At 60.5% G+C, this 12,323-nt stretch carries 14 protein-coding genes; 11 read left to right on the top strand and 3 right to left on the bottom strand.

The features are described 5' to 3' along the window. The first annotated feature begins 169 nt into the window (after positions 1 to 169). Positions 170 to 2,128, top strand: coding sequence for an elongation factor G (locus A3C3_RS0125225; RefSeq protein WP_022717352.1), 1,959 nt, complete (start codon positions 170 to 172; stop codon positions 2,126 to 2,128). Between the two features lie 48 nt (positions 2,129 to 2,176). Here the strand turns inward: A3C3_RS0125225 and A3C3_RS0125220 are convergent, their stop codons facing one another. Beyond that, complete coding sequence (locus tag A3C3_RS0125220) at positions 2,177 to 2,392, bottom strand: hypothetical protein (protein WP_022717351.1); 216 nt, start codon at positions 2,390 to 2,392, stop codon at positions 2,177 to 2,179. A gap of 83 nt (positions 2,393 to 2,475) precedes the next feature. Then, positions 2,476 to 2,655, bottom strand: coding sequence for a hypothetical protein (locus A3C3_RS45470; RefSeq protein WP_156890794.1), 180 nt, complete (start codon positions 2,653 to 2,655; stop codon positions 2,476 to 2,478). Positions 2,656 to 2,845: 190 nt separating this feature from the next. On the opposite strand from A3C3_RS45470, the gene ffh reads away from it, so the two are divergent. From ffh to A3C3_RS0125160, 10 genes are all read left to right on the top strand, one after another. Then, entirely contained in the window at positions 2,846 to 4,429 is a 1,584-nt protein-coding gene (gene ffh / locus A3C3_RS0125210) for a signal recognition particle protein (RefSeq protein ID WP_022717349.1), read from the top strand. A gap of 16 nt (positions 4,430 to 4,445) precedes the next feature. Continuing rightward, the gene (locus A3C3_RS0125205) at positions 4,446 to 4,766 is read left to right on the top strand and encodes a chorismate mutase (protein ID WP_022717348.1); all 321 of its coding nucleotides are present in this window, start codon (positions 4,446 to 4,448) and stop codon (positions 4,764 to 4,766) included. 50 nt (positions 4,767 to 4,816) lie between these two features. Further along, positions 4,817 to 5,185 (top strand): 30S ribosomal protein S16, encoded by a 369-nt coding sequence (rpsP, locus tag A3C3_RS0125200; RefSeq protein ID WP_022717347.1) that lies wholly within the window; start codon positions 4,817 to 4,819, stop codon positions 5,183 to 5,185. Positions 5,186 to 5,302: 117 nt separating this feature from the next. Next, positions 5,303 to 5,872: a ribosome maturation factor RimM gene (gene rimM / locus A3C3_RS0125195; protein WP_028739973.1), complete on the top strand. Its 570-nt coding sequence runs from the start codon at positions 5,303 to 5,305 to the stop codon at positions 5,870 to 5,872. A gap of 7 nt (positions 5,873 to 5,879) precedes the next feature. After that, positions 5,880 to 6,560: a tRNA (guanosine(37)-N1)-methyltransferase TrmD gene (gene trmD / locus A3C3_RS0125190; RefSeq protein WP_022717345.1), complete on the top strand. Its 681-nt coding sequence runs from the start codon at positions 5,880 to 5,882 to the stop codon at positions 6,558 to 6,560. 224 nt (positions 6,561 to 6,784) lie between these two features. Continuing rightward, the gene (gene rplS, locus A3C3_RS0125185) at positions 6,785 to 7,321 is read left to right on the top strand and encodes a 50S ribosomal protein L19 (RefSeq protein WP_028739972.1); all 537 of its coding nucleotides are present in this window, start codon (positions 6,785 to 6,787) and stop codon (positions 7,319 to 7,321) included. 148 nt (positions 7,322 to 7,469) lie between these two features. Next, entirely contained in the window at positions 7,470 to 8,267 is a 798-nt protein-coding gene (locus A3C3_RS0125180; RefSeq protein WP_022717344.1) for a transporter substrate-binding domain-containing protein, read from the top strand. A gap of 16 nt (positions 8,268 to 8,283) precedes the next feature. After that, positions 8,284 to 9,105, top strand: a complete 822-nt coding sequence (locus A3C3_RS0125175) for an amino acid ABC transporter permease (RefSeq protein WP_022717343.1) — start codon at positions 8,284 to 8,286, stop codon at positions 9,103 to 9,105. Between the two features lie 240 nt (positions 9,106 to 9,345). Continuing rightward, on the top strand, positions 9,346 to 10,755 hold the full coding sequence (leuC, locus tag A3C3_RS0125165) for a 3-isopropylmalate dehydratase large subunit (RefSeq protein ID WP_022717341.1): 1,410 nt from the start codon (positions 9,346 to 9,348) through the stop codon (positions 10,753 to 10,755). Between the two features lie 105 nt (positions 10,756 to 10,860). After that, a complete protein-coding gene (locus A3C3_RS0125160; RefSeq protein WP_022717340.1) occupies positions 10,861 to 11,403 on the top strand; it encodes a SixA phosphatase family protein in 543 nt (180 codons plus the stop codon). A 51-nt stretch (positions 11,404 to 11,454) separates the two neighbouring features. Here A3C3_RS0125160 and A3C3_RS0125155 read toward each other — a convergent pair whose 3' ends face one another. Then, on the bottom strand, positions 11,455 to 12,285 hold the full coding sequence (locus A3C3_RS0125155; RefSeq protein ID WP_022717339.1) for an aldo/keto reductase: 831 nt from the start codon (positions 12,283 to 12,285) through the stop codon (positions 11,455 to 11,457). Positions 12,286 to 12,323 lie beyond the last annotated feature (38 nt).

The raw sequence follows: 12,323 nt of genomic DNA, 5'->3' as shown, positions 1-12,323 counted from the left end.
CGTGGGGAGCCCGGCAAAGGCAGACGCCATACTGCCCAGGCAGAAATGTCTCATGAGGGGACAGCCGCCGCCTCATGCTCGAGAAACGTCGCAATGGCCTAGCACTTTTCAACGGTTGAAGGCATTCTTGACAATCGGATGCGTGTTCTTGGCAAAGGGAGGATAGCCGATGCGCTGCTTCACGGTACTTGGACCCTCGCAGACGGGAAAGTCGACACTCGTCGCAAAACTGGCTTCGCTCGAAGGGACACCGAGAAAGTCCGTCTCGCCATACGGATCGAGCCTGACGGAATTCGAATTCGGAAGCGAGGGATGGTGTGCGTTGGATACACCCGGTGCGAACGAGGCGCTGGCACTCGCCCAGGATTCATTGTTGGCAAGCGATGCTTGCATCCTCTGCGTATCGCCGGCGCCGGACGAGGCGGTGCTGGCAGCACCCTATCTTCGCGCCATCGAAGCTTCGGGAACACCCTGCATTCTTTTTGTGAACCGCATGGACGAGCCGCAGGGGCGCCTGCGCGATGTCATCGCCGCCCTGCAGGCCTATTCCAGCCATCCCCTCGTCCTGCGGCAGATACCGATCCGCGACGGAGATGTTGTGGTCGGCAGCTGCGACCTGATTTCGGAGCGCGCCTGGCGCTACCAGGAAGGTCAGCCATCGGCCCTCGTCGAACTTCCCGACAGTGCTGCAGCGCGCGAGCACGAGGCACGTTCCGAATTGCTGGAACAGCTTTCCGAGTACGATGACTGGCTTCTCGAGGAACTGATCGAGGACCGCGAACTACCAAGCGACGCACTCTTTGCCATCGCCTCGCGGATCCTGAAGGAAAACAAGGTCATTCCGGTGCTCTTCGGCGCAGCATCTCACAGCAATGGCATCAAGCGGCTGATGAAGACGCTGCGCCACGAAGCGCCGCCCGTTGAAGCCCTGAAGAGCCGGCTGGCTGCCACCGCCAGCCTGGATGAAACGGCGTTGGCTGCCGTGAGCTTCCACGCCTACCACCGGCCGAGCGTTGGAAAGACGATCCTCGTCCGTGCGCTTGCCGACGGACTGAAACAGGGCGCTGCGTTGGGCGGCGCAAGTCTCGGGTCGGTTCAGGAGGGAGGAAACGGCCGTTCCCTTGCCGGCAACTCCGCACGCGGCAGGATTTTCGCCGCAGTCAAGTCAGATCACTTGCCCGCACCCGCCTTGCTGACAGCGGCCGACGCGCTGGCACCGCCCGCTTGGACGGCACCGCCGACGCCAATGCTCGAACGCATCCTTGTTCCCGGCACCGAGCGCGACGAAACGAAGCTCTCGGCGACGCTTGCAAAGCTGGCCGAGACCGATCGCGGCCTGAAGGTGATGCAGGAGGAGGGAACAGGCGCGCAGCTGATCTGCGCGCAAGGACCGATGCACCTGCGCGATCTGCGCAAGACCCTGTCGGAGGTATTCCGCGTCGAAGTCACGGATCGATCGCCGAACCCGATCTATCGGGAAACGATCTCAAAGCCCTCGAACGTCCACTATCGTCACCGCAAGCAGACCGGTGGCGCAGGGCAGTTCGCAGACGTGCAGCTGAGTGTGCGTCCCAATGAACGGGGCCAGGGCTTCACCTTCGGCGAGACGGTCAAAGGCGGCACCGTTCCCCGGAACTACATTCCGGCGGTGGAGGCCGGCGCCCGTGAAGCCATGGAGAAAGGCCCGCTCGGCTTTCGGGTGATCGATGTCGACGTGAGGCTCACCGACGGTCAGTACCACTCCGTCGACAGCTCCGACTTCGCCTTCCGGGCAGCGGCACGGATGGGGGTGCGGCAGGCATTGTCAGAGGCAGCGGCCGTGCTGATGCAGCCGGTGGTCCGGGTCGAAATCCACATACCATCCATCTTCTCTGGCAGCATGGTGGCGATCGTCTCGGCACTCAAGGGCCAGGTGCTTGGCTTCGATCGCGATGAGAGCGCCAAAGGATGGGATGTCTTCCGGGCACTCGTTCCCGGTGCGGCGCTCGACGAACTGGCCCGGACGTTGCGCTCCGCTACGCAAGGAATCGGATACTTCTCCAAAGCCTTCGATCACTTCGAGGAGATTTACGGCAAAGAGGCCGATGCAATCATCAACGCACACGGTTCGGGATCGCACCCGAGTTAAAGCACGACGTGGCAAATCTTGCCGGCTGGGCACCTGCCGAGCCGGACCTCAAACCGCGCCGTATCCGCCTCCCGCCGGCGTTGTGACGATAAGCGCTCGCCGGCCGCAAACCTCGGCTGGTCGCGCCGTCGTGCCCATCTTGACGGCACCGATGCGTCCAAAGGAGGATAGGCGCGCCCCAAGGCCGAGCACATCGCGAATGCCCTGCACGGCTGGATCGCGATTGCTTCGGAATTTTCCAAAGAGCAGCTTATGGGCGGTCAAGGAGCCGTCCGGGCCACCCCGTCAAGGTGCTGCCGCGATCGATCCAGAAATCCCAATAGCCGCTCATGGCCGCCACCTTTTTTTCACACAATGAAATTCATGGAGGCGAAATTCATGGAGGCGAAGTTCATGGAGTCGGCACTTTTGCCAGTGTCACTTGAGATGACACAAGCGGCACGCCGAAGGCTTTGGAAGCCGGCAATGCCGTCATTTTTCCGCATTCTCTTGACTTTATCCGCACTTTCCTGTTTACCGCCGCTCATTCTGTGACGAGCTTCAAGACTCGAGCCGCCGACCGGGACCCGATAAGGTATAAAGAGATCCCGGAGGTCCACACCCGACAGCGCGATGCGCCCTCGGGTGCTTTTTGGCTTTGCGTCTTGTTTTCGTCAACGAAAAGCACGACGTTTCCGGGCATACCAATCCTGCCCGAAACGTATCAAGGAAGAGCCGATGTTTGAAAACCTCCAGGACCGTCTTGGATCCATTCTGAATGGACTGACAGGCCGTGGCGCGCTTTCGGAAGCCGATGTTTCCGCAGCGCTGCGCGAGGTTCGCCGTGCATTACTGGAAGCCGACGTTGCACTCGATGTCGTACGCTCCTTCACCGACCGCGTGCGCGAAAAGGCCGTCGGCGCAGAGATTTTGAAGTCGATCAAGCCCGGCCAGATGGTCGTAAAGATCGTTCATGACGAGCTGATCGAGATGCTGGGCGGCGAAGGCGCCGGTGTCGATCTGCACGCTGCCGCCCCCGTCGTGATCATGATGGTCGGCCTGCAGGGCTCCGGCAAGACGACGACGACGGCGAAGATCGCCCTCCGCCTGACGACGCGCGAGAAGAAGCGGGTGCTGATGGCATCGCTCGACACACGCCGTCCGGCAGCGCAGGAGCAGCTTCGCCAGCTCGGCGCCCAGACCAATGTCGACACGCTTCCGGTCATCGCCGGCCAGTCGCCGACGGATATCGCCGCGCGCGCCGTGCAGGCAGCCAAGCTCGGCGGCCATGACGTCGTCATCCTCGATACCGCCGGCCGTACGCATATCGATGAGCCCTTGATGGTCGAAATGGCCGACATCAAGAAGAAGTCGAACCCGCATGAAATCCTGCTGGTCGCGGACTCACTGACCGGTCAGGACGCCGTCAATCTGGCCCGCAATTTCGACGAGCGCGTCGGCATCACCGGCCTCGTGCTCACCCGCATGGACGGCGACGGCCGCGGCGGTGCGGCTCTGTCTATGCGCGCCGTCACCGGCAAGCCAATCAAGCTGATCGGCGTCGGCGAAAAGATGAGCGAGCTGGAAGAATTCCATCCCCGCCGCATCGCAGACCGTATTCTTGGCATGGGCGACATCATCTCGCTCGTCGAGCGCGCGGCGGAAAATATCGACGCCGAAAAGGCGGCCGCCATGGCCGCCAAGATGGCCAAGGGAAAATTCGACCTCAACGATCTCGCCGACCAGCTGCGCCAGATGCAGAAGATGGGCGGCATGGGCGGCATCATGAGCATGATGCCCGGCATGGCCGGTATGAAGGACAAGATGGCATCCGCCGGCCTGAATGACAGCCTCTTCGGCCGCCAGCTTGCGATCATCTCTTCGATGACGAAGGCTGAGCGCGCCAACCCGGACATCCTCAAGCATTCCCGCAAGAAGCGGATCGCCGCCGGCTCCGGCACCGATGCTGCCGACATCAACAAGTTGCTCAAGATGCACCGCCAGATGGCGGACATGATGAAGATGATGGGCGGCAAGGGCAAAGGCGGCATGATGAAGCAGCTGATGGGAGGTCTTGCCGGCAAGATGGGTCTTGGCGGGATGGGTGGGATGGGCGGAATGCCTGATCTTTCGAATATCGACCCCAAGCAGCTGGAGGCACTTCAGAAGCAGGCCGAGGCGTCGGGTCTTGGAAAGCCGGGTGGGGGCATGCCCGGTTTAGGTGGCGGTTTACCGGGCGGCTTGCCAGGTCTTGGCGGCGCAAAGCTTCCGGGTCTCGGCGGTGGTTTCCCGGGTCTGCCCGGATTGCCGAAGAAGAAGTGAAAGGATCGCCTGCCCCATGATTGATCCAGACGTCAAAGCCCAGCTTTCGAGCTACCGCCAGTCGATCGACAATATCGACGCTGCGCTCGTCCACATCCTGGCCGAACGCTTCCGCTGCACCAAAGAGGTGGGCGTTTTGAAGGCCAAGTACAAGTTGCCGCCGGCCGATCCGGCGCGCGAGGAATACCAGATCGCCCGTCTTCGGCAGCTTGCCGAAGATGCGCATCTGGATCCGGATTTCGCCGAGAAGTTCTTGAACTTCGTCATCACGGAAGTCATCCGGCATCATGAGCAGATCGCTGCGGATCACGCTGAACAAGGCGCCGCAGCAAAATGAACCAATACCGCCTCACGAAGCGGTCAAGAAAAGCCTAAGGAGTAAATGACATGGCACTGAAAATTCGTCTCGCCCGCGGTGGTTCCAAGAAGCGCCCGTATTATCACGTTGTTGTTGCCGACGCCCGTTCGCCGCGCGATGGCCGCTTCCTCGAAAAGCTCGGTTCCTGGAATCCGATGCTCGCCAAGGACGACGCAAAGCGCGTTGAACTGAACGCCGAGCGCGTCAAGCACTGGCTCGACAACGGCGCGCAGCCGACCGACCGCGTTCTGCGCTTCCTCGACGAAGCCGGCGTTGCAAAGCGCGAGGCCAAGAACAACCCGGAAAAGGCAAAGCCGGGCAAGAAGGCCCAGGAACGCACCGCCGAGAGGGCTCAGAAAGCTGCCGACGCAGCTGAAGCCGCTGCTTCCGCAGAATAATCCCGGGATCATATCCTGATTGACGGGCGGCATGTCGACATGCCGCCCGTTTTCATTTTCATTCCGGCAGACTTCGTTTATGAGAAGCCAGATTTCCGGCTTCACATGAAGGGCCCCATGACAAAGCTTGAAAACCCCGTACTGATGGCAACGATCGGCGGTGCGCAGGGCATCCGCGGCGAAGTGCGCGCCAAGGCCTATACGGCCGATCCGACGGCGCTCGGCGACTATGGTCATTTGCACAGCATGGACGGGCGGACCTTCGAGATCCTCGAAATCCGCGAGATGAAGAATGTCGTCGTCGTTCGCTTCCGTGGCATCAACGACCGCAATGCGGCCGAGGCGCTCAACGGCCTGGAGCTCTACATCGAACGCGGCAACCTGCCGGACGACGAACTGGAGGAAGACGAATTCTTCTATGCCGATCTCGAAGGGCTGGAGGCAGTGGACGATAAAGGCGTCAGCTACGGCACCATTACCGGCGTTTTCGACTTCGGCGCGGGCGACCTGCTGGAGCTCAAGGGGCCGGGCAAGCGCCCCGTGCTCATCCCCTTCTCCGAAGCATCGGTTCTCGAAATTGATCTCGAAGACGGCACAATCCTGATCGATCCGCTGGCGGCGGGACTTGTCGATGATCCGCAGGAAATCTCCAAGCTCGCCTCAGGCAAGCCGAAGAAAAAGAAGTGAGATTGCCATGGGTTTCCGGGCGACCGTCCTGACACTCTACCCGGAGATGTTTCCGGGGCATCTGAGCTATTCGCTCGCCGGCAAGGCGATGGAGCGCGGGCAATGGTCGCTGGATAGCATTCAGATCCGGGATTTTGCGACCGATAAACACCGCACCGTCGACGACACGCCGGCAGGCGGCGGCGCCGGCATGGTGCTGAAGCCGGACGTGTTGGCGCGTGCGATCGACAGCACTTGCGAAAACGATGCTCGTCCGCGGCTTTTGATGAGCCCGCGCGGCAAGCCGCTGACGCAGGAACGGGTGCGCGAGCTTGCCGCGGGCCAGGGCGTGATCATCGTCTGCGGCCGTTTCGAAGGTGTCGATCAGCGGGTGATCGATGCGCGGGAGCTTGAAGAAATTTCGATCGGCGATTACGTGCTTTCGGGCGGCGAGCCCGCCGCCTTGGTCGTTCTCGACACGATCGTGCGCATCCTGCCAGGCGTCATGGGCAATGATCTTTCCGGCCTGCATGAGAGTTTCGAAGGTGGGTTGCTGGAGCATCCGCACTACACCCGGCCGCAGGAATGGGAAGGCCGCGAAATTCCAGCGATCCTGACGTCGGGCAATCACGGCGCCATCGAAAAATGGCGACATGAGCAGGCGGTTACCTTGACAAAGGAAAGGCGGCCGGACCTTCTGAAGGACTGAAAGCCGGAAAATCCGCGCCTTGGCCTTACAAAAATGTCGTCCAAGGGATGACAAGGCCCAGGCTTTCGTGTAGTAGCGCACGCGGAAATGGGGCTAGCCCCGTCTGCCAGCAAACAAAGAATGGCGAATCCGCTCCCGCCCGCGAAGGGCAAAATCCCGAGGCAATCCCAAAGGATCACGTGTCGAGCGCTCTGGCTGTTTCAGAAGAACCAAAGGTTAAGACGATGAACATCATTCAGCAGCTCGAGGCCGAACAGGCCGCCAAGATCGAAGCCAAGCGCACGCTTCCGGAATTCTCCCCCGGCGACACGCTCCGCGTCAACGTCAAGGTTACGGAAGGCAACCGTACCCGCGTTCAGGCCTATGAAGGCGTCTGCATCGCCCGCTCCGGCGGCGGCCTGCAGGAAAACTTCACGGTCCGCAAGATTTCCTACGGCGAAGGCGTCGAGCGCGTATTCCCGATCTATTCTCCGATGATCGAAAGTGTCGAAGTCGTTCGCCGCGGTAAGGTCCGCCGTGCGAAGCTCTACTACCTGCGCGACCGTCGCGGCAAGTCCGCCCGTATCGTTGAGAACACCGGCACCCGCGCCCGCAAGCTCAACGACGCCGAGCGCGCTGCTGTTGCCGAGGAAAAGGCACGGATCGAAGCCGAAAAGGTTGCAGCAGCTCAGGCTCTCGCTGCCGAAAAGGCAGCTGCCGAAGCCGCAGAAGCGAAGGCAGCAGCTGAAGCTGCAGCCGCTGCAGAGCCTACGGCAGAATAAGCTCTGGGAACGCAAAATTTTTTGCATGAAAAGGCGGTCTTCGGGCCGCCTTTTCTGTTTTGGGCCTGCGGCATCGGGGCCGATGCTCTTGCCATCCGCTTCGCAACTATGACAATTTCGCCAAGCCACATTTCATTGGAGATTTCTGATGCCGTTCCGCCGCACCATTCTTGCAGGCCTCGCCGCTCTCGTTCTTTCGCCATTGGCGTCCCTTGGTGCCGATCTGCCGGATCTTGGCGGCAAGACGGTGGTCGTCGTTACCGAGAACGCCTATCCGCCGCTGCAATTCGTCGACCCCAAGTCCGGCAAGCAGATCGGCTGGGAATATGACGCGATGAACGAGATCGCCAAGCGGCTGAACTTCAAGGTCGAATATCAGAACACGAGCTGGGACGCGATGATCCAGGCCGTCTCCGACGATCAGTACAACATCGGCATGACCGGCATCACCATTAAGGACGACCGCAAGCAGAAAGTGGATTTCTCCGATCCTTATATGCGCTCGCAGCAATTCATGCTGGTCCGGGCCGATGAGAGCCGCTTCACGGACGCGAAGACCTTCGGTGAGTTCAAGGACGGCCTCGTAGGCGCGCAGCCGGGCACCTCGCCTTTCTATACGGCCGTCTATGAAATCCTTGACGGCAACGAGCAGAATCCGCGTATCAAGCTCTTCGAAACCTTCGGCGCGACGGTCCAGGCGCTCAAGGCCGGAGATGTCGATGTGGTACTGACGGACAGCGTTGCCGCGAAGGGGTACGTCGATGCCTCGAACGGCACGCTCAAGGTCATCGGCGGCGCGCTCGGCACCGAGGATTTCGGCTTCATCTTCCCGAAGGGCTCCGATCTCGTTACCCCCGTCAACGCCGCGATCGCCGCATTGAAAGCCGACGGCACGCTCGACGCACTGAACAAGAAGTGGTTCCTCGACTACAAGATGGGCGAATGATGCAGGTCAGCCGCTGATGGCCCTGCAGCCTTCTCCTGCCGGAAATCTCAAGGGCGACTATCCGTGGTGGCTGGTCGCCCTTGCTACGATCGGCGTCATCCTTGCGATCGTCATCGTCACCAACGGCGTCTATGCGCAGGTCTTCCGCACGGTCGTCAACGGCGTCTGGGTCACCGTCTTCGTGACGCTGGTCGCCTTTGCGCTGGCGACATTACTTGGCCTCGGCATCGCTCTTCTCGGACTTTCCGATAGCGTCGCGCTGCGCCAAGCATCCCGCTTCTATATCGAGATCATCCGCGGCATCCCAATGCTCGTGCTGCTCTTTTATGTGGCCTTTGTCGGCGCTCCGGGTATTGTCGCCGCCTTTAATTTCCTGATCACGCCATTTGTGAAAGCCGGATTGGCGGAACCGATCCTCGTGCGTGACCTTTCACTGATGTGGCGGGCGATCATCGCCTTGATGATCGGGTATTCCTCTTTTATTGCCGAGATTTTCCGCGCCGGCATCCAATCGGTCGACCATGGACAGATCGAAGCGGCAAAGGCGCTGGGCCTGTCGCGCTACCACCGCTTCCGGCTGGTTGTCTTTCCGCAGGCGATCCGCGTCATCTTTCCGCCGCTTTCGAACGACTTCGTCTCAATGGTGAAGGACAGTTCCCTCGTTTCCGTGCTCGGCGTTTCCGACATCACGCAGATGGGCAAGGTCTACGCCTCCGGCTCCTTCCGCTTCTTCGAGACCTATTCGATCGTCACCTATATCTATCTGATCCTGACGATCGGTTTGTCGCTCGCTCTGCGGCAGATCGAGCAGCGGATGCGCAAAGCTCACAGCCGGTAGCGCTCACATGATTCGAATTGCCGTTTCCGAGAAAAATCGCTATATGCAGGCCCATGGAAAGCAAGTTCAGGTGCATTGGCGCGCATATTTTCGTGCTGCAGGATCATTATCGCCTGCCGGCACGCTTCTTTGCGACCGTTTCCGGTGCGCTCAACAGCCGACTTCGTTGATCGAATGATGGCCGGCGGGCCTTGCCGCCTATTTCTTTTCCCATTGCATCCAAAAACGGACTGAAATGCCATGAGCGCACCGCGTACCCTTTACGACAAGATCTGGGACGACCACCTGGTCGACGAACAGGCAGACGGCACCTGTCTTCTCTACATCGACCGCCATCTGGTCCACGAAGTGACCTCTCCGCAGGCGTTCGAAGGCCTGCGCATGACCGGCCGCAAGGTTCGTGCTCCCGAAAAGACGCTTGCCGTCGTCGATCATAACGTTCCGACCTCGCCTGATCGCCATCTCGGCATCAAGAACGAGGAGAGCCGCATACAGGTCGAGCAGCTTGCCAAGAACGCTGCCGAGTTCAAAGTCGAATATTACTCCGAGAACGACAAGCGTCAGGGCATCGTGCACATCATCGGGCCGGAACAGGGCTTCACCCTTCCGGGCATGACGATCGTCTGCGGCGACAGCCATACGTCTACGCACGGCGCCTTCGGCTCGCTCGCCCACGGCATCGGCACGTCCGAGGTCGAGCACGTCCTGGCGACACAGACGCTGATCCAGAAGAAGGCTAAGAACATGCTGGTGCAGGTCGACGGAAAGCTTCCGGCCGGCGTCACCGCCAAGGACATCGTTCTCGCCATCATCGGCGAAATCGGCACGGCCGGCGGTACCGGCTACGTCATCGAATATGCCGGAGAAGCGATCCGTGCGCTGTCGATGGAAGGCCGCATGACGATCTGCAACATGTCGATCGAAGGCGGCGCCCGCGCCGGCCTGATTGCGCCTGACGATACGACCTTCGAGTACATAAAGGGCAAGCCGCGCGCGCCCAAGGGCGAGGCTCTGGAACAGGCGATTGCCTACTGGAAGACGCTGAAGTCCGACGAAGGCGCACGTTTCGACCGTGTCGTGAAGCTCAACGCCGCCGAACTGCCGCCCATCGTCTCCTGGGGCTCTTCGCCTGAGGACGTCGTCTCGGTTCAGGGCGTCGTTCCGAACCCGGACGAGATCCAGGACGAAACCAAGCGAGCCTCCAAGTGGCGCGCGCTTGACTACATGGGCTTGAGGCCAGGCACGCCGATCACCGAGATCAACATCGATCGGGTTTTCATCGGCTCCTGCACCAACGGCCGTATCGAAGACCTTCGAGCAGTTGCCAAGGTCGTCGAAGGCAGGACCGTTGCCTCGACCGTCAACGCGATGATCGTTCCCGGCTCCGGCCTCGTGAAGGAACAGGCGGAAGCCGAGGGCCTCGACAAGATCTTCAAGGCAGCCGGTTTCGACTGGCGTGAGCCGGGCTGCTCCATGTGTCTCGCCATGAACGACGACCGCCTGAAGCCGGGCGAGCGCTGCGCCTCGACGTCCAACCGCAACTTCGAAGGCCGTCAGGGCTTCAAGGGCCGCACGCACCTCGTTTCGCCGGCCATGGCTGCCGCTGCTGCAATCGCTGGCCATTTCGTCGATATCCGCGAGTGGAACTGACGGATATTGCCTCCCTCTCGGGCCGAGAGGGAGGCATGCCATCTTAAGAAGACAAGATGCGCATTCGATGAGACAATGGTCTCCTGCCCTTTTCAGGTGAGCGGAATGAATGCGTCAAAAAAGCCTTCGCGGAAGTCCCTTCGCCTTTTTCTTCTGCGCCACGCAAAATCCGCCTGGCCGGACGATGTCGCAGACCATGACCGCCCGCTTGCGAAGCGCGGGCGAAGGGCCGCGCCCTTGATCGGCGCCTATATGACGCGTGAAAAGCTTTTCCCGGATCTCGCTTTGGTGTCGACGGCGCGGCGGGCGCAGGAAACATGGAAGCGTGTAGCGAAAAAACTTTCCGCCTCGACTGTTGAACGCGATGTGCCGGATTTATACGAAGCCTCGGCATCGCGCATTGTCGGCCTCCTCGGCAAGATTGAGCCGTCGGTTCGAACGGTCATGCTTGTCGGACACAATCCCGGTTTTCAGGACCTCGCGAACAATCTCATCGGCAGCGGCGATCCGGAGGCTTGTAAACGCTTGAAGGAGAAATTCGCCACTGCCGGCATGGCGATCATCGCGTTCGAGGCGAATAGCTGGGCGGATATTTCGCCGGGAAGCGGACGTCTCGAGCGCTTCGTGACACCGCGTGAACTCACGTGAGCAAACGTCTCCTCCTCCCGCAATGATAAAGGAGGAGACGGAAGCTCTTGATCAGAACGTTGCCGTATAGGGCTCCGGTCCCATGCGGGCATTCCTGTCGTCGAGCTTGGCGATCGCTGCCATGTCCCCGGCATCGAGCTTGAAATCGAACACCTTGAAGTTCTCCTCAATGCGCGACGGCGTGACCGATTTGGGGATGACGACAAGACCGCTATCGATATGCCAGCGGATGATGACCTGCGCCGGTGTCTTACTGTGCTTCTTGGCGATTTCACCAATAACCGGGTTGGCGATGAATTTTCCCTGACCGAGCGGACTCCAGGATTCGGTAACGATATTCAGTTTCCGGTGCGCGTCCTGCGCCGCCTTCTGCTGAAAATCCGGGTGGAGTTCGATCTGGTTGATGACCGGAACCACGCCGGTATCGCCAATGATGTGATCCAGATGATCCGGATAGAAGTTGGAGACGCCAATCGAACGAGCGAGGCCTTCTTCCCTGATCTTGACGAAGGCCTTCCAGGTTTCGCGATAGAGGCCGCGGTGCGGCGACGGCCAGTGGATCAGGTAGAGATCGACATATTCGGTGCCAAGCTTCTTCAGGCTACCCTCGAGGGCGCGCAGGGTGCTGTCGTAGCCCTGGTCGGTGTTACGAAGCTTTGTCGTGATGAAAACGTCCTTGCGGTCGAGACCGGAGGAACGCACGCCCTCGCCGACACCCTCTTCGTTGTCGTAGCCCGAAGCCGTGTCGATATGGCGGTAGCCGGCTTCGAGGGCCTTGCGGACTGTCGGAGCCGCGACGTCCTGTGGCGTCTGCCATACGCCAAGGCCGACCTGGGGAATGGAATGTCCGTCATGGAAAGTGATGATGGGTTGATTGGCCACAATATATCTCCGGAAGTTTGAAGGATTGGAGGGGCATG

The organism is Rhizobium mongolense USDA 1844 (genome assembly GCF_000419765.1).
Taxonomy (GTDB): Bacteria; Pseudomonadota; Alphaproteobacteria; order Rhizobiales; family Rhizobiaceae; genus Rhizobium; species Rhizobium mongolense.
Note: the sequence above shows the minus strand (reverse complement) of the source record. Positions and strands in the feature narration are given on the sequence as shown.